Here is a 17,422-nt window from a genome sequence, read left to right on the forward strand (position 1 = left end):
CCCTGTCCCGAAGGGGCTAACTCGCGGCGTCGAACTCCAGCTCCGACCAGTCGATCACCAGTGGGATGGGGTTGCTCACCAGCGGCGTCTCGCCGAGCTCGTCCTTCATGAACGTCCCCGTGTGCTTGTAGAGCCTCGTGGCGGGGTCGAGCCGGTAGCGCTCGACCATGGAGACGCCCGTGCGGTCGAGCCGGACGACCCAGTAGTGCGGGATGCCCGCCTTCGCGTACTCGCCGAGCTTGTCCGTCGTGTCCCGGGTCTCCGAGCCGGGCGAGACGATCTCCACGGCGAGAAGGACGTGCTGGGGCCGCAGCCGCTCACCGCGGTCTCGGTCAAGACGGTGATAGAGGACCACGTCGAGGCGCCGGTTCAGCAGGGGGACGTCGCGCAGGCGCAGGTCCACGTCGTTGTTCACCGTCAGACAGCCGTGGCCCTCCTTCGCCGCCGCGCGAGCGTAACGTTCCAGCAGGTTCGCGAGTCGCCGTCCGGCGATCTGATGGTCGGGCGTGGGGGCTTCGCAATAGACGACGAAGCCGTCGACGATCTCGATGGCTTTCGCGATCTCCTCGGGCAGGAGTTCGTATTCCTCTGCCGTAACGCGCGATGGCTGGGGGCGAAGGGTGAGGAGCCAGCTGTCGTCAGGCAATGCGGCCATTCGCGCCTCCAGATTCGGTGTCCGCTCGGCGCCTCACCGTAAGGGCGGGCCCTGCCCCGAAGTGGAGGAAGGGGGAAGGCCGTGCGAGGCATGGTAGGGAAAGGGTCAAAAAGGCTGTGTTGGGCATGAACCGCCCGGCGGTGGGATAGGGAACCGGAGAGGGATTCAGTCCGGAGGCGACGTCATGACCGAGGCCCAGACCCGTTCGTCCGATACCGCCGGGCCGGTGGACGGCTCCGCCAGACGGTTCACGCTGGACCTGCCGATGATGAGCATCGAGGTTCGCCCTCGACGGGTGCACCTGCCGCACGTGTCGATGCCGCGTCTGCCCGTTCCCAGGATCAACCGTCAGGAGATGGGCCACGCCGCCGACGTCGCGCGGTCGATGCTGCCGCCGCCCGAGCGCGTGGCCTACTACGGGGCCCTGGGGGCGATGGCGGTCATGGGCGTGATCGAGTGGCCCGTCGCGGCGGCCATCGGCGCGGGCGCGATCATCGCGCAGCGGGCCCGTACGGGGGAGAGCTTCATGGGGGGCGTCGCCGGCGGCGCCACCGCGCGGGAGTCCCAGGCGACCCGGGCGGCGGCCGAGACGGTCGCACGCGCGGCCTCGACGGCGCGTACGTCCCCGGCGACGCGCGGCCGGAGCGGAACGTCCACGAGGGCGAGGAGCGGATCCGCGAACAGCACGCCGTCATCGGCGGCCGCGGCCGCCTCCACGACGAGTAGCGGCGCCGCCTCTCCGAGGAGCCGGGGTGTCCCCTCCGGCCAGAAGGACTCCGGCACCTAGCGCCCGCCCATGACACCAGCGGCCGTCCATGCGCACGGGGCGGCCTGTGCGAGTCATCGCGCGGTCCGGTGAGCCGGAGCCCCCGGCCGGGCGATGAGCGAGCGAGTACCTGACACGTCCATCTGTCCGGCCCTCCCCCGCCAGGACACACCTGTTCGACGGGAGAGGGAGAACACATGCGGTTGCCCGGCGTGCACGCCGTCGCCGGCGCGTTGGTGACCATGCTTCCCGAACCGGTCCGAGGGCTGCTCCCGCACCCTCGGGTGGTCCGCGCGTGCCCGGGCGGGGTGCGGGTCGAGCTGCGCGCCCTGGGCGGGCCGGGCACCGATCGGGCGGCGCGCCTCCTGGAGGAGCGCCTGCGCGCCGCCGGCGCCGAACGGGCCGAGGTGAACGGCGTGCTCGGCTCCGTGTACGTCGCCTGCGACCCTGAGGCGACGGACCTGGACAAGTTCGTGGCGATCGTCGACGAGCTGGACGAGGAGACGCCGGACTCGCCGGACGGCTCCGGCATCCAAGGCTTCGGCCTCCAAGACTCCGGCATTCAAGGCTCCGACCTCCAGGAGGACATGGACGCCGACGAAGCGGGAACGGGAGGCGGCGCCTGGGCGCTCGACGGTGTGGAGCAGCAGGCGCGCGCCGCCGTGAGCCTCGGCCTGCACCTTCTCGGCGCCGGCGCGGCGCTGGCCGGGCAGGTCGTCCGGGTGCCCGGGCTGCCCCCGCTGGTCCCGGCCCTGGTCTCCCTGGTGGAGCACACCCCGCGGGTCCGCCGCGAGCTGGAGGAGCGGGTCGGCAAGCCGATCGGCGACGCGCTGCTGGCGTCCGGGCGGATCGCCACGCACACGCTCGCGCTGCGGCCCGTCTCCCTGCTCATCGACTCGGTCGCGGCGGCCGGCCGGTTCGTGGAGGCGCGTGCGGTGCGCGCGGCGTGGGAGCGGCGCGAGGAGGACTTCGCCGCCGAGGACGGGGCCTACCGCCACATCCGTGCGGCCGTGCCGCCGCGCGGGGCGCCGTTGCCGCGCGGGCCCGTCGAGAGGTACGCGGACGCGGCGGGCATGCTGGCCGTGGCCGGGCAGGGCGTGACCACGTTCCTCAGCCGAGACCACCAGCGGGGGCTGACCCTGCTGGTCGCCGGGGTGCCGAAGGCGGCGACCCTGAGCCGGAACGCGTTCACCAGCGCGGTGGTGCGCGCGCTGGCGGGGCGGGACACGATCGTGCTGGACCGTGAGGCGCTGCACCGGATGGACCGCGTGGACACGGTCGTCGTGGACGCCGGTCTGCTCACCACGGGCGCGTGGGCGGTCCACGGCATCGTGCCACTCGCCTCCGCCGAGGAGCCGAAGGGGACGGGCGCGCGCACGGAGCAGGCGGGTGTGGAGGAGTTGCACGCCCGTCTGTACACGCTCATCGATCTCACGGACCGCTCCGCCCCGGTGGCCCGCCGGGAGCACGACGGCTGGAGCGTCGCCCCGTACGAGCCGGCCGGGGCGATCGGCGGCGGGGAGCCCGCCGAGGTGGGGCGATGGCGGGACGAGGGGATCAGGCTGGTCGCGGTGGCCAGGCACGGCGTCGTGGCCGCCGTCGTCGGCCTGGAGCCCGAGCTGCACCCGCTGGCCGAGGCTCTCGTCGCCGCCCCCGGGCGCGGGTGCGAGGTGGTGCTGGCGGGCGGCGATCCGGGGCTGGCCGGGCGGCTGGGCGTGCAGCGGGTGGTGCGCGGGGGATCGCGGCTGGCCTCCGAGGTGCGGGCCATGCAGGCCGGCGGGCACGGGGTGGCGGTGGTGTCGCAGCGGGGAGGGCGGGCGCTGGCCCTGGCGGACGTGGGCGTCGGCGTGCTCGGCAGGCCCCGCCCGGTCCCGTGGGACGCCGACGTGATCGGCGGGTTCGAGGGGGCGCACCTCCTCCTGCGCGGCCTGCCGTACGCGAGGAAGGCCGGCCGGCGCGGTGTGCGGGTGGCCGCGGCCGGCGCCGCGGTGGGTGCGGGGCTGGCGTTCCTGGGCCCGGCGCGGACGGCGCTCGCCCGGGTGCACCTGGTGGGCAACGGCACGTCCGTGGCCGCGCTCGTCGTGGGCGAGTGGACGGGCCGCCGCGCGGGCCGCGAGGCGCCGCCTCCGCCCGTCGATCACACGCCCTGGCACGCCATGGCGGCCCGCGACGTGCTGGCCAGGCTCGACACGTCTCCTGACGGGCTCACGGAGGAGGAGGCGGCGCGGCGCAGGGCGGCGCCGGTGACGCCGCGGGCAGGGCCGCGCTCGCTGGCCCGAGCCTGCCTGGAGGAGATCGCCAACCCGCTCACGCCGGTGCTCGCCGCGGGCGCGGGCGTGTCGGTCGCCGTCGGCTCAGTGCTGGACGCCGCGCTGATCAGCGGCGTGATGGGCGTCGGCGCGCTGCTCGGCGGCACGCAACGCTGGCACGCCGACCGGATCCTGCACCGCCTCACCCGGATCACGGCGACGGCTGTACGGCTGCGCCGCCCGGCCGGCGCGGTGGCCGGGGTCGCGGACGACCTGGTGGTGGGCGACGTGATCGAGCTGCGCGCGGGTGACGCGGTGCCCGCGGACGCGCGGCTGGTCCAGGCGTCCGGCCTGGAGGTGGACGAGTCGACGCTGACCGGCGAGTCGCAGCTCGTGGCCAAGGGCGAGGCGCCGACGGCGGCGCCGGCCGTCGCGGACCGGACGTCGATGGTGTACCAGGGGACGACGGTCGCGGCGGGCCACGGCCTGGCCGTGGTCGTGGCCACCGGCGAGGCGACCGTGGCGGGCAGGACCGCCAGGCTGTCCGCGGCCGCGCCGCCACCGACCGGGGTGGAGCTGCGGCTGCGCGCGCTGAGCCGCCGCATCCTGCCCGTCGCCGTCGGGTCGGGCGTGGCGCTCATGGTGATCGAGCTGCTGAGGGGCACACCGCCGGCCGCCGCGGTCGCGCCCGCCGTGAGCCTGGCGGTCGCGGCGGTGCCTGAGGGCCTGCCGTTCGTGGCGACGGTGGCGGAGCTGGCGTCGGCCAAGCGCCTGTCGGCCCGCGACACGCTCGTACGGAACCCGTCCACGATCGAGGCGCTGGGCCGCGTGGACGTCCTGTGCTTCGACAAGACCGGCACCCTGACCGAGGGGCGCATCAGCCTGGGCCGGGTGTCGGACGGGCGGACCGAGCGGCCCGTGGACGAGCTGACGCCCGAGCTGCGGGCCGTCGTGGGCGCCGCGCTGCGGGCGTGCCCCCGGCACGAGGACGGGCGCGCCATCCCCCATCCCACGGACCGCGCCGTGGTCGAGGGCGCGGAGCGGCTGGGCGTGTCACCGGCGGACGGGCTCCGGGGGTGGCGGCGGGTGGACGAGCTGCCGTTCGAGCCGGCGCGCGGCTACCACGCCGTCCTCGGGACGCACGGGGACGCGACGGGGGAGCAGGGCGGCGCGGCGCGGCAGGTGCTGAGCGTGAAGGGCGCGCCCGAGGTGCTGCTCAGCCGCTGCACGGAGCTGCGGCGCGGCGCGGGGACGGTGCCGCTGGACGAGGCGGCGAGGCGCGAGCTGGAGGAGGAGATGGACCGGCTCGCGCGCCAGGGCCACCGGGTGCTGGCGGTCGCCGAGCGGCCCGCCTCCAGCCGCGCCGACCTCGACGAGTCCAGGATCGAACGGCTGAGCTTCCTCGGCTTCCTCGGCCTGGCCGACCCGGTGCGGCCCACCGCCAGGCGCAGCGTGGAGGGCCTGATGCGCGCCGGCGTCCGTGTCGTCATGATCACCGGTGACCACCCGAGCACGGCGGAGGCCATCGCCGCAGAGATCAACGCCCTGAACGGCGGCCGGGTCATGACCGGCCCCGAGCTGGAGGAGCTGGACGACGACGCGCTGGCCGGGGCGCTGCCGGACGTCGCGGTGTTCGCCCGGGTCACGCCGGAGCACAAGGCCCGGATCGTCGCCGGGCTGCGCCGCATGGGCCGGGTGGTCGCCGTCACCGGAGACGGCGCGAACGACGTGCCCGCCATCCGGCTCGCCGACGTGGGCGTGGCCCTGGGCTCCCGCGCCACCCCGGCCGCCCGCGCCGCCGCCGACATCGTGGTGGCGGACGAGCGCATCGAGACGATCATCGACGCGATCGTGGAGGGCCGGGGGATGTGGGGGTCGGTGCGCGACTCGCTGAGCATGCTGCTCGGAGGCAACCTCGGCGAGATCGTGTTCACCGTCGGCTCCAGCCTGCTGACCGGGCGCAGCGCGCTCAACACCCGCCAGCTCCTCCTCGTGAACCTCCTCACCGACATGCTCCCCGCCATGGCCGTGGCGGTGCGGCCGCCGGGCGCCGCGGACCCGGACCGGCTTCTCGCCGAAGGGCCGGAGGCGTCGCTGGGCACCGCTCTGACCCGCGACATCTACCTGCGGGCCGTCACCACCGCCGCGGCGGCCGCGGCGGCGTGGCTGCTCGGCCGCATGACCGGCACACGTGACCGGGCCGACACGATCGGGCTCGTCGGGCTGGTGGGGGCGCAGCTCCTGCAGACACTCGTCGTGGGCGGGCGGGACCGGCTGGTGCTGCTGGCCTCGCTCGCGTCGCTGGCCGTGCTCGCGGTGATCGTCTCGGTGCCGGGGCTGAGCCGGCTGTTCGGCTGCCGTCCGATCGGGCCGCTGGGGTGGGGGATCGCGCTCGGCTGCGCCGCCGCGGCGGTGCTGCTCGAAAGGGCACTCGAACGGGTGGACGCGCGCCGGCCATCTCGCGTTCGCCTTTCGGACACGTAAGATGCCGTCAAGTGCCAGATTTATGGTGAAATATGGCGTTACGTACCGTTTCCCTCATGTGAGGTATCTCATGCCCGATCTCCTGGCCTCGATCCTGGCCAAGGCGACGCTCATGGTGGCCGAGGCCCTGCTGGCGCGCCTCATCCACGCCCTCATCACGACGTTCCTGCGGACCCCCGGAGTCCGTCTGGCCTGACCTCACCGTGGCGTGTCGCCGCGCGAACCCCTTCCCGTGTCGCTAACGTGAGCGGATCGTCTCCGCGGGACCGGTCAACTCGGCACGATCTACCCCTGTGGTCTGATGGAATCTAGTGCTGTGAGTGGTCAGACCTGGCGGTTGGTGCGGCGCGGGAGCGCGAGGCCGGCGGAGCCCCCTGTGCTGGACGAGTACCAGCGCGCCGTGGTCGCCCACGGGAGCGGGCCGCTGCTCGTCCTCGCCGGCCCGGGCACGGGCAAGACGACGACGATCGTGGAGTCGGTGGTCGACCGCATCGAGCGCCGGGGGGCCGACCCCGAGCGGGTGCTGATCCTCACCTTCAGCCGTAAGGCGGCCGGCGAGCTGCGCGAACGCGTGACCGCCCGGCTGCGGCGCACCACCCGCACGCCGCTGGCCCTGACGTTCCACAGCTACGCGTACGCGCTCCTTCGCCGCGAGGCCGTGCTGGCGGGCGAGCCGCCGCCCCGGCTGCTGACCGGGCCCGAGCAGCTTCTGGAGATCCGGCGGCTGCTCCACGGCGAGCTGGAGGACGGCGCGACGGAGTGGCCGCGCACGCTGCGGGAGGCGCTGAAGACCCGGGGGTTCGCCGAGGAGCTGCGGGACCTCCTGTCGCGCGCGGCCGAGCGCGGCCTGGACGGCGACCGCATCGAGGAGCTCGGCAGGCGCCACGGCCGTGACGACTGGGTGGCGGCCGGCGGGTTCGCCCGGCGCTACGACAGGCGCTTCGACCTCGACCCGGAGCCGGCGCTCGACTACACCGAGCTGATCCGGGCGGCGGCCGCGCTGCTGGCCGACCCGGAGGTACGGCGCAGGGAGCGGGCCGCGCACGACGTGGTGTTCGTGGACGAGTACCAGGACACCGACCCGGCGCAGGAGATGCTGCTGCGGCAGCTCGCGGGCGACGGGCGTGACCTGGTGGCCGTGGGCGACCCCGACCAGTCGATCTACGGGTTCCGGGGGGCCGACGTGCGCGGCATCCTGGGGTTCCCGCAGCGGTTCCGCACGCTCGACGGCCGGGACGCCCCGGTGCTCGCGCTGCGGGTCTGCCGCCGCAGCGGCGCGGACGTGCTGGAGGCCACCCGCCGCCTCGCCGCCCGCCTCCCGGCCGCCCCCCTGCCGGACCCCACACCGTCCCGGACGCCCGTACAGGGCCAGGCACAGGGCCAGGCGGCACCGGGCCAGGCGCAGGCCCCGGCTGGGACCCCGGCGCCCGCGCGGGCACGGACGCACGGCCACCGTGAGCTGCTGTGCCTGCCCGACGCCGACCCGGGCGACGTGCGGGTGCTGCTCGCCGACAGCACCAGCCAGGAGGCCGCCGTCGTGGCCGACACGCTGCGCAGGGCCCACCTCATCGAGGGCGTGCCCTGGCACCGGATGGCCGTGCTCGTGCGCTCGGCCGTCCGCCAGGTGCCGCTGCTGCGGCGGGCGCTGGTCAGCGCGGGCGTGCCGACGATGGTGGCCGGCGACGAGGTGCCGATCGCCCAGGAGCCGGGCGTACGGCCGCTGCTGACAATGCTGCGCGTGGCCCTTGACCCCCCGTCGCTGGACGAGACGGTGGCCGAGGAGCTGCTGACCGGCCCGCTGGGCGGCACCGACATGATCGGCGTCCGGCGCCTCCGCCGAGCCCTGAAGATCGCCGAGAACGAGGCATACGCGCTCACCGAGCCGGAGCCCGCCGTACCCGGCCAGGACGAGCGGGAAGAAGAGCAGCCGGAAGCGCCCGAAGCCCGTGACAGGCCCCGCACGTCCGGCGAGCTGCTCGTCGCGGCGCTGAAGGACGCCCGCGAGCTCACCCGCGTCGAGCCGCACATCGCCCCGCCCGCCGAGCGCGTCGCCAAGCTGCTGGTCAGCGCCCGCGAGGCCGTCCTCCAGGAGGGCACGGCCGAGGACGTCCTGTGGGCGATCTGGCAGGCGAGCGGTCTGGCCGAGCGGTGGACCGAGCTGAGTCTGGGCGGGGGCGCCCGCGGCGCGCAGGCGGACCGTGACCTGGACGCGGTGGTGGCGCTGTTCGACCACGCGGCCCGGTTCGTGGACCGGATGCCGAAGGCCGGGGCCGAGGTGTTCCTGGACGACCTCGCCGCGCAGGAGATCCCGGGCGACACGCTGGCCGACCGGGCGCCCGACGGCGACGCGGTGCGCGTGCTGACCGCCCACCGCTCCAAGGGCCTCGAATGGGACGTGGTGGTCGTCGCCGGGGTCCAGGAGGGCGTGTGGCCGGACCTGCGGCTGCGCGGGTCGATGCTGGGCGCCGACGACCTGGTGGAGCTGGCCGAGGGCGCCAGGCCGAACGCCGCGTCCCTGGCCTCGAAGCTGCTGGCCGAGGAGCGGAGGCTGTTCTACGTCGCGGCGACGCGAGCCCGGCGCAGGCTCGTGGTGACGGCAGTGGGCGGCGAGGACACCGACGAGCGGCCGTCGAGGTTCCTCAGCGAGCTCATGCCGGGTGCGGTGGAGACGGCCACGGTGGACGACCGGGCGCGCTGGCTCAACATGGCGGCGCTCGTCGCCGACCTGCGCAGCGCCGTCACCGACCCGACCCGGCCCGCCAAGGTGCGCCGCAAGGCCGCCCAGCAGCTCGCCCGCCTGGCCGCCGCCGGCGTGCGGGGCGCCCACCCCAACGAGTGGTACGCCCTGACGACCATGACCGACGACCGGCCGCTGAGCTGGCCCGACGACACCGTCAGCATCTCGCCGTCGGCGGTCGAGAGCTTCACCAAGTGCGGGCTGCGCTGGTTGCTGGAGACGGCCGTCGGCGCCGCCGGCACCAGCAGCGCCCAGGGGCTCGGCACGATCATCCACGCGCTGGCCGTGCTCGCCTCCACCGACCTGCCGAACGAGGACCTGCTCGGCAGCCGCCTGGACGAGATCTGGCACGAGCTCGACTTCGGCGGCGTCTGGTTCAACCGCAAGCAGCGCCAGGTCGCCGAGCAGATGATCGGCAAGTTCCTGCGCTGGCACAAGGAGAACCCCCGCGAGCTGGTCGCCCTGGAGGAGGCGTTCGTCGCCACGGTCGGCGACGGCGTGCAGATCAAGGGCCGCGTCGACCGGGTCGAGCGCGACTCCGAGGGCCGGGCGGTGATCATCGACCTGAAGACCGGCGGCTCCAAGCCCCGGCCGGGCGAGCTGGACCGGCACCCGCAGCTCGGCGTGTACCAGCTCGCCGCGCTGCTCGGCGCGTTCGCCCGCCACGGCATGACCGAGCCGGGCGGCGCCGCGCTGGTCCAGCTCGGCAAGGCGGGCGGCCGCAACGAGGCGCTGGAGCAGCGCCAGGGCGCCCTCGCCGACGACCCGAACCCCGGCTGGGCCGCCGGCCTGGTCGACACCGTGGCGACCGGCATGTCCGGACCGTACTTCCAGGCCAGGGCGAACGACGGCTGCCGCACCTGCGCCGCCAAGGCCAGCTGTCCCGTCAACGACAGCGGAGGCCAGGTGTGCTGAACCCCGTCGAGCTGGCCGGGAAGCTCGGCGTCCTGCCGCCGACTCCCGAGCAGGCCGGCGTCATCGAGGCGCCCCTCGAACCCATGGTCGTCATGGCCGGCGCCGGCTCCGGCAAGAGCGAGACCATGGCCGGCCGCGTCGTCTGGCTCGTCGCCAACGGCCTGGTCAAGCCGGGCAACGTGCTCGGCCTGACGTTCACCCGCAAGGCCGCCGCCGAGCTGGCCACCCGCGTCAGGGAGCGGCTGAACGGCCTGGCCGAGGCTGGCCTGGTGACGCCGGACGCGCTCGACGACGAGCCGACCGTGTCCACCTACCACGCCTACGCGGCGCGCCTGGTCACCGACCACGCGCTGCGCGAGGCGCTGGAGCCGACCATGCGGCTGGTCACGCCGGCCGTCTCCTGGCAGCTCGCCTCACGGGTGGTCGCCGCCTACGACGGGCCGATGGACCGCGTCGAGCTGGGCCCGCCGTCCGTCACGGCCGCCGTCCTGGAGCTGGCGGGGGAGCTGTCGGAGCACCTGCGCGGCGCCGGGGACGTGCGCCGGGTGGGCGACTGGCTGCGCGACCAGCACGAGAGGCTGCCCGGCCGCGTCACGCAGGCCCAGCACCGGCCGGTCAACGTCCAGGCGGCCAGGGAGCAGTTGCTGCCGCTGGTGGAGGCGTACGAGCGGCTCAAGCGGGCGCGCGAGGTCATCGACTACGGCGACCAGATGGCGTTGGCCGCCCGCATCGCCGCGAACCACAAGGAGGTCGGCGAGATCGAGCGGTCCCGCTTCGCGGTGGTGCTGCTCGACGAGTACCAGGACACCAGCCACGCCCAGCTCGTCCTGCTCCGGAGCCTGTTCGGCGGCGGCCACCCGGTGACGGCGGTCGGCGACCCCTGCCAGTCGATCTACGGCTGGCGCGGCGCCTCGGCCGGCAACCTGCGCCGCTTCCCCCGCGACTTCCGCACCGGCACCGGTGACCCGGCCCCGGTGCGGCAGCTCAGCGTCAGCTTCCGCAACGGCGACCGGGTCCTCGACGTGGCCGCCCGCGTCCAGCTCCCGCTGCGCATGGAGGCCCGCGAGGTGCCCGTCCTCGTGCCCGGCCCGAACCGGGTGGACCGAGGCCGCGTCACCTGCGCCTTCCACGAGACCGCCGAGGACGAGGCCCGGTGGGTCGCCGACGGCCTGGCCGGCATCCTCGGCCGGGAGGTCGCCCCGGACGGCCTGCCCTGGGGCGAGGGCGAGCGCAAGAAGACGCTCGCGATCCAGCCGCAGGACGTGGCGATCCTGGCGCGCAAGCGCTCGCAGTTCCCGGCGCTGCGCAAGGCGCTGGAGGAGCGCGACATCCCGGTCGAGGTGGTCGGCCTGGGCGGCCTGCTCACCGTCCCCGAGGTCAGCGACATCGTCGCGACCCTCCGCGTCCTGTACGACCCGACGGCGGGCGACGCGCTGGCCCGGCTGCTGGCCGGTCCGCGCTGGCGCATCGGCCCCGCCGACCTGCGGGTGCTCGGCCAGTACGCCCGCGAGCTGAACCGCGAGAGCCGCGCGGGCCGGCGCGGGCACGACCCGCTCGACCAGGTGGTGGCCGACCTGGCCGAGGAGCGCGGCAGCCTGGTCGACGCGCTCGACGAGCTGCCCGACCGGGAGGAGTGGCTGGAGTCGTTCTCGCCGCTGGCCGGCGCCCGGCTCGTCGCGCTCGCGCAGGAGCTGCGACAGCTCCGGGCGCACACCGGCCAGCCGCTGCCCGACCTGATCACCGAGGTGGAGCGGCGGCTCGGGCTGGACATCGAGGTCGCCGCGCGCGGCGGCACGGTCAGCGCGTTCGCGGCCCGGGCCGACCTCGACGCGTTCCTGGACGCGGCGTCGCGGTTCGCGGGCGACTCCGAGGACCCGACGCTCGGCGCGTTCCTCGCCTACCTCCAGGCGGCCGAGAGCGAGGAGTTCGGGCTGGAGGCCGGCCGGGTCGGCGACAGCAACAGCGTGAAGCTGATGACCGTCCACGCCTCCAAGGGCCTGGAGTGGCCGATCGTGGTCGTGCCCGGCCTGTCGCAGCTCGTCAGCTCCAAGGGCACGATCGCCACCGGCAGCATGTTCCCGGCCACGCCCGTCACCAACAGCCGCTGGACGGAGAACGCCCGCAAGCTGCCCTACCCGCTGCGCGGCGACGCCGCCGACCTGCCCCGTCTGCCGGGCCTGGCCAAGGAGGACCTGGCCGCGTTCGACGAGAGCTGCCGGGAGCGCGACCTGATGGAGGAGCGGCGGCTGGCGTACGTGGCCGTCACGCGCGCCCACTACCACCTGATCGCCTCCGGCTACCGGTGGGGCAGCGCCACCAGGCCGCTGGAGCCGTCGGACTTCCTGCTGGAGATCCGCGACACCGCCGACAAGGTGGCCTTCTGGGCGCCCGACCTCGAAGAGGGGGCCTCGAACCCGCTGCTGGCCGAGCCGGCCGCCGCCGTCTGGCCGGTCACGCCCGAGGGCCTGCGCTACGAGTCGGTCCTGGACGGCGCCCGGCTGGTGGAGGACGCGCTGGCCGGGTCGCTCGCCCCGGCCGAGGACGAGCCGCTGCGCCCGTTCGAGGAGGAGCGCGTGCGCGCCTGGGAGCGCGACACGGACCTGCTGCTGCGCGAGCGGGAGCTGCACCGCAGGCGTGGCGCCACGACCGTGGAGCTGCCGTCGAAGCTGACCGTGTCGTCGCTGGTGACGCTCGCCGCCGACGCCGGCGAGCTGGCCCGCAGGATCCGCCGGCCCGTCCCGGTCAAGCCGGCTCCGCTCGCCCGGCGCGGCACCTCGTTCCACAAGTGGCTGGAGACCCGCTGGGACCAGCAGCGGCTGCTCGACGACTTCGACCTCGACCTGGTCGAGGAGGTGGAGGAGGCCGACGTGCGGCTGGCGGACCTCCAGGAGCGGTTCGAGCAGAGCGAGTGGGCCGAGCGCCGGCCGCTCGACCTGGAGGTGCCGTTCGAGACCATGATCGCCGACCGGCTGGTGCGCGGCCGGATGGACGCGGTGTTCGAGCTGCCGGACGGCCGCTACGAGGTGGTCGACTGGAAGACCGGCGAGCCGCCCAGGGGCAAGAAGGCGCGGGCCGCGTCGGTGCAGCTCGCCGCCTACCGGCTGGCCTGGTCGCACCTGGCCGGTGTGCCGCTCGACCGGGTCAGCGCCGCCTTCCACTACGTGCGCGCCAACCGGACGGTGCGCCCCGTGGATCTGCTGGACGCCGACGGCCTGGTGGCGCTCGTCGAGGCGGTGCCGGTCAGGCCGTCAGGTGGCGGAACTCCGGGTGAGGGTGCATGAGGAAGGCCCGGCGCCGGTCGGTCGGCGGTCGCGAGCGCGAATGACTGTACGGCGTGAACGACGGCGCCGGGGATGGGCAGGGCGCCGAGATCGGCCGCGGCGAGGACGTCGGGTCGTGGGAACGTCCTGGTGAGCCCGGCCGGGGCGAGGCCGGGCACGGCCCCGCCGAATCGGTCGACGAGGCAGCCCAGGACGGCCCGTACCTGCGAGGCGTCCGCTGTCCCGGCCCGCACGATGTCGTGCACGCCGGCCTCGAATGGATCCCAGTGGCCGCACGTCCGGGCGGGATCGTCAAGAGCGAGAAGGCGCCGGGCGCGGCGGACGTGGTGGATGAGGCCGCCCAGCCGGGGGAGATGAGCGACGAGGAGCAGCTCCGTCGGGGACCGCTGGGTGATCTCGATCATGCCGGGATCGTGATCGACCAGGATGGTACGCCGATAGGAGCCGCCCGAGACCGCCTCGACGGCCGGTGTCGCCCGTGCCGCCAGGTGGCGCAGGGCGGCCGCGAAGTCGATCGGCTTGTCGTGGGTCAGCCGGAGGGCCAGCCCGCCGTCGGCCTGGAGGCGGTCGGTGACCCGTCGCCGGGCCCGTAACTCGCGCGGGGTGCCGTGGAAGACGTCGGCGAGGACGCGGTTGAGCTGCCGGACGCTGCCGAAGCCCGAGGCGAAGGCGATGTCGGCTATGCGCAGGTCGGTGTCGTCGAGCAGCCGACGGGCGAAGTGCGCGCGCCGGGAACGAGCGAGCTGGTCGGGTGTGACCCCGGCATGCTGCAGGAACACCCGCCGCAGATGACGCGGCGACACGCCGAGGTGGCCGGCGAGACCGCTGTCCGTCGCGTCGTCCAACACTCCGGCGGCGATGAGCTGAACCGCGCGGCACACCAGTGCGGGCATGTCCGCGAAAGCGAGGGATTCCTGCCGGTACGGGCGGCAGCGATGACAGGCGCGATACCCGGCCGCCTCCGCCGCGGCCGCGGAGGGGTAGCGGGTGGTGTTTCCCAGGAGGGGGCGGCCCGGGCAGTCATCGCGGCAGTAGATGCCGGTGGTAAGGACAGCGCCGACTGCGTTCACGGCTTCAGCATGGCATCGGTGGGCCGGTCCAGATCGGACAGATCAGGACCCACTGCCGAGTCTGGCCGAATCTGACCAGATCACTGATCCGCGACCCGCGAGAATCCTGGGCCATCCACCTGCACAAGGAGTCGGCCCATGAGTGCGGCATCGAACAAGCAGCTCGTCATCGACGCGTGGCGCGTCTTCGCCACGCGAGACGCGAGCCGGGTCCGCGACGTCTTTACGCACGACGCGGAGTGGCTCGCCCCGCCCGGCAACGCGACCTCTCTGGCCCTCGACGGAACGCACCATCTCGTCGGCCGGGAACGCATCGTACGGTTCTTGACCCAGGAGTTCTCCACGGTCTTCGTCGACGACGTGTCCATGGACTTCGGCGGTTTCCACGCCGACGGCGACACCGTGGTCGTCGAGATGCGCCTGCGGGCCACCCTCGCCCACGGCGGCCACTACGACAACGACTACTGCTTCATCTTCGAACTGGAGTCCGGCCTGATCAGACGGATCCGCGAGTACATGGACACCCGACGTGGAGCGGCATGGTTCCACGCGCCCGCCGACGGCCCGGTGGCGCCCGTCGAAGGGGCGCCGGTCAGGCCGTCAGGTGGCGGAACTCCGGGTGAGGGTGCATGAGGAAGGCGTGGTGGGAGATGTTCCAGGCGTAGGCGCCGGCCAACGCGAACACCACCACGTCGCCGACGCTCACCGAGGTGACGACGTCGCGGGCGAAGACGTCCTTGGGCGTGCAGAGCTGCCCGACGAGCGTGACCGGCTCGTCCGTCACGCCCTGGCCCCGTCCCTCCGGCAGCACCTCGAACGGCTGGTCGTGCCCCTTGGCGACGGGCGTGCGCAGGTGGTGGGTGCCGCCCAGCAGGACCGCGTACGCCCGGCCGTGCACGCGCCTGACGTCCACCACGCGGGTCGCGTAGAAGCCGCAGTACGCGGTCAGCGCCCGGCCCGGCTCGATCCGCACCCGCTGCCCCGGACGCCGCAGCCCCGTCAACCCCTCGCCGTACTCGGCCCAGCCGAACCGCGCCCGCGGAGCGGTGTAGTCCACGGCCATGCCGCCGCCCAGGTTGACCTCGTCATGATCGGTGTCGAGCAGGTGGCGGGCCAGGCGCAGCAGCTCGGGCGCGTCCAGGCCGCTGGCCAGGTGGGCGTGCACGCCGCGCAGCCGTACGCGGTCGGTGAACAGCGGCAGGCACTGCGCCACCCCCGCCTCGTCCATCCCGAACGGCCCGCTCATCGTCAGCGCGGCCCCCTCGACCGCGAGCCCGGGGTTGAGCCGCAGCAGCACGTCGGCCTCCAGCCCGGTGGCCAGCAGGCGGCGCAGCTCGCCGGGCGACTCGACGTGGAGGCGGTGGTGCGGCAGGCGGAGCTCGGCCTCGGACTTGCCCGGCCCGCCGAGCGCCAGCGGCTTGCCCGGGAACAGGGCCGACACGTGGGCGTGCTCGCCGCCGGAGGACACCTCGAACCCGTCCACGTGCGGCTCCAGCACGCGCAGCAGCTCGGGGTCGGGGTTGGCCTTGACCGCGTAGTACAGCTCGACGCCCGGCAGTGCCTGCCGTACGGACCGGGCATGGGCCTCCAGGCCGGGCAGGTCGTACAGGTAGGCGGGGAGGTCGCCGAGGCGGGCGGCGGCGTCGCGGACACCGGCGGGGATCATGCGAGGGGGTTCGCGATCGGCACGTACCCGGCGGCCCGGTCGGCGGCGCGGGCCCAGCGGACCGCGAGGTTCGCCTTGGCCGGCAGCGGGGCGCCGGCCAGCAGCTCCGGCAGGGGCAGCGGCCGGCCGAGCCGGTCGGTCTCGGCGGCGAACACGGCGCGGGCCGCCCGCCACAGCTCGCGCAGCAGCTCGTCGCCGCCCCGCGCCGCGACGGTCGCGGCCACCTCGGTGAGGTGGTTGACCAGCAGGCAGTACACGACCCGGGCCCAGCCGCGCTCGGCGTCGTACGTCAGCGCCTCCGCCACGCGGGACGGCAGGCCGCCCAGATCATGGCGGCCGGCGACCAGCTTGGCGCCCTCCAGGTCGCGGAAGACCGCCTCACGCGGCAGGCCGGTCGCGTCGAGGCCGACCAGGACGTTCTGCAGGTGTGGCTCCAGGACCACGCCGTGCGTGAAGAACAGGTCGAGGACGGGCGGCGCCACCACCGACACGTACGCCGTCCACCACCCGAGCGGGTCCCGCTCCATCGCGTCCGCCCCGTACGGGGCCGGCCCGCCCGCGGCCGGGTCCAGGGCGAGCGCCGCCGCCAGCACCGGCGCCACGCCGGGGGAGCACACCCGCCACGGGCTCTCCCGGACGATCACCCCGAGCCCTTCCAGCAGCCGCGTGCCCAGGGCTGCCGACCGGTAGCCCGGCTCCCGCAGCCACCGCGCGCCCGGGAACACCTCACGCACCCGCTCGAACACCGGCCCGAGCCGCGAGGTCAGCTCCACCGCCCCGGCCAGCTCGTACCAGGCGTTCTTCCGCACGCAGTTGGTGATCCGCACGTCCAGGCTGAACTTCAGGCACAGCCCCGCGTCCGGCGCGTACACCGTCCTGACCGACGACGTCGGCGACACCACCGGCCCCGGCCCGAGGTCGGTCAGCGCGTCGCCGAGCGCCGGGCCCAGCCGGTCGATCAGCAGGTCGAGCTGCCACGGATGCGCGGGCAGCAGCCGGTGCCCGGGCGGCGCCTCGCCCAGCAGGTCGAGGGCCGACGCGTCGCCCTCCTCGGCCAGTACGTCCTCCCGCACCGCGAGCAGCCGCAGGGGGAAGCGGGCGTGCGTCTCGGGCGCGTACCGCTCCCAGAGGTCACCGCCGCGCGCCTTCGGGCTCGGATGGAACGGATGCCCGAACACCAGCGCCTGCTCGGAGGCCAGCCACGGGTCGGCCGGCGGCTCGGCCCCGGCCCGCTCCCGCAGGATCGCCGCCACCGCCTCCCGGCTGGCCGCCACCTGCCCGGCGAACTCCTCGTTCGGCCCGCCCTGGAGCTCCGTCCCGCCCAGCTCGGCCTCCGCCAGCCGTACCAGCTCGTCCGAGGTCAGCGGCTGCCACGCGCCGCGCTCCAGCCGCTCCGGCGGCCCGTCGAAGCGCAGCGCCGCGCCCCCGCGCGTACGCGCCCGCAGCAGCGTGCCCCCCACCCGCAGCAGCACGTACGGCGGCGCGGGCCACACCAGGCCGCGCGGCCCGGCCACCTCCCGCACGCAGCAGCGCAGCAGCGCGGCCAGCGTCGCCTCCTCGGCCGGTGAGCTGGGCGCGCCGAGGACCAGACCGTGCATG

General features: G+C 74.9%; 9 protein-coding genes and 1 pseudogene. 6 read left to right on the forward strand and 4 right to left on the reverse strand.

Features of this window, described 5'->3' with window-relative positions; translation table 11 throughout:
• Positions 1-16: 16 nt before the first annotated feature.
• Positions 17-655: a Uma2 family endonuclease gene (locus MTP10_RS28890; protein ID WP_310713019.1), complete on the reverse strand. Its 639-nt coding sequence runs from the start codon at positions 653-655 to the stop codon at positions 17-19.
• Positions 656-839: 184 nt separating this feature from the next.
• On the opposite strand from MTP10_RS28890, the gene MTP10_RS28895 reads away from it, so the two are divergent.
• The 5 genes from MTP10_RS28895 (at position 840) to MTP10_RS28915 (ending at position 13,087) form a co-directional block, all read left to right on the forward strand.
• On the forward strand, positions 840-1,442 hold the full coding sequence (locus MTP10_RS28895) for a hypothetical protein (RefSeq protein ID WP_310713021.1): 603 nt from the start codon (positions 840-842) through the stop codon (positions 1,440-1,442).
• A 176-nt stretch (positions 1,443-1,618) separates the two neighbouring features.
• A complete protein-coding gene (locus MTP10_RS28900; protein WP_310713023.1) occupies positions 1,619-6,154 on the forward strand; it encodes a cation-translocating P-type ATPase in 4,536 nt (1,511 codons plus the stop codon).
• A gap of 70 nt (positions 6,155-6,224) precedes the next feature.
• Positions 6,225-6,350, forward strand: coding sequence for a hypothetical protein (locus MTP10_RS28905; RefSeq protein ID WP_310713025.1), 126 nt, complete (start codon positions 6,225-6,227; stop codon positions 6,348-6,350).
• Positions 6,351-6,530: 180 nt separating this feature from the next.
• Positions 6,531-9,806, forward strand: a complete 3,276-nt coding sequence (locus tag MTP10_RS28910; RefSeq protein WP_310713027.1) for an ATP-dependent DNA helicase — start codon at positions 6,531-6,533, stop codon at positions 9,804-9,806.
• Positions 9,800-13,087 (forward strand): ATP-dependent DNA helicase, encoded by a 3,288-nt coding sequence (locus MTP10_RS28915; protein ID WP_310713029.1) that lies wholly within the window; start codon positions 9,800-9,802, stop codon positions 13,085-13,087. Before MTP10_RS28910 ends, MTP10_RS28915 begins: the two co-directional genes overlap by 7 nt.
• Before the next feature lie 302 nt (positions 13,088-13,389).
• On the opposite strand, the pseudogene MTP10_RS28920 reads toward MTP10_RS28915, so the two are convergent.
• Positions 13,390-14,157: pseudogene (locus MTP10_RS28920) on the reverse strand (helix-turn-helix domain-containing protein); the annotation flags it as partial.
• Positions 14,158-14,295: 138 nt separating this feature from the next.
• Between MTP10_RS28920 and MTP10_RS28925 the strand changes: the two are divergent.
• Complete coding sequence (locus MTP10_RS28925) at positions 14,296-14,790, forward strand: nuclear transport factor 2 family protein (protein ID WP_310713031.1); 495 nt, start codon at positions 14,296-14,298, stop codon at positions 14,788-14,790.
• Here MTP10_RS28925 and MTP10_RS28930 read toward each other — a convergent pair.
• Together MTP10_RS28930 and MTP10_RS28935 are read right to left on the reverse strand one after the other, a co-directional pair.
• Complete coding sequence (locus MTP10_RS28930; protein ID WP_310713033.1) at positions 14,750-15,823, reverse strand: type III PLP-dependent enzyme; 1,074 nt, start codon at positions 15,821-15,823, stop codon at positions 14,750-14,752. The genes MTP10_RS28925 and MTP10_RS28930 overlap by 41 nt on opposite strands.
• Positions 15,820-17,421 (reverse strand): IucA/IucC family protein, encoded by a 1,602-nt coding sequence (locus MTP10_RS28935; protein WP_310713034.1) that lies wholly within the window; start codon positions 17,419-17,421, stop codon positions 15,820-15,822. The genes MTP10_RS28930 and MTP10_RS28935 overlap by 4 nt, the downstream gene beginning before the upstream one ends.
• Position 17,422: the final 1 nt, after the last annotated feature.

This window comes from Nonomuraea sp. 3-1Str (genome assembly GCF_031570565.1).
Taxonomy (GTDB): domain Bacteria; phylum Actinomycetota; class Actinomycetes; order Streptosporangiales; family Streptosporangiaceae; genus Nonomuraea.

Bases quoted from the DNA above. Each gene is read 5' to 3' on its own strand.
- MTP10_RS28890 (WP_310713019.1), bottom strand. From the start codon at position 655: ATGGCCGCATTGCCTGACGACAGCTGGCTCCTCACCCTTCGCCCCCAG.
- MTP10_RS28895 (WP_310713021.1), top strand. From the start codon at position 840: ATGACCGAGGCCCAGACCCGTTCGTCCGATACCGCCGGGCCGGTGGAC.
- MTP10_RS28900 (WP_310713023.1), top strand. From the start codon at position 1,619: ATGCGGTTGCCCGGCGTGCACGCCGTCGCCGGCGCGTTGGTGACCATG.
- MTP10_RS28905 (WP_310713025.1), top strand. From the start codon at position 6,225: ATGCCCGATCTCCTGGCCTCGATCCTGGCCAAGGCGACGCTCATGGTG.
- MTP10_RS28925 (WP_310713031.1), top strand. From the start codon at position 14,296: ATGAGTGCGGCATCGAACAAGCAGCTCGTCATCGACGCGTGGCGCGTC.
- MTP10_RS28930 (WP_310713033.1), bottom strand. From the start codon at position 15,823: ATGATCCCCGCCGGTGTCCGCGACGCCGCCGCCCGCCTCGGCGACCTC.
- MTP10_RS28935 (WP_310713034.1), bottom strand. From the start codon at position 17,421: ATGCACGGTCTGGTCCTCGGCGCGCCCAGCTCACCGGCCGAGGAGGCG.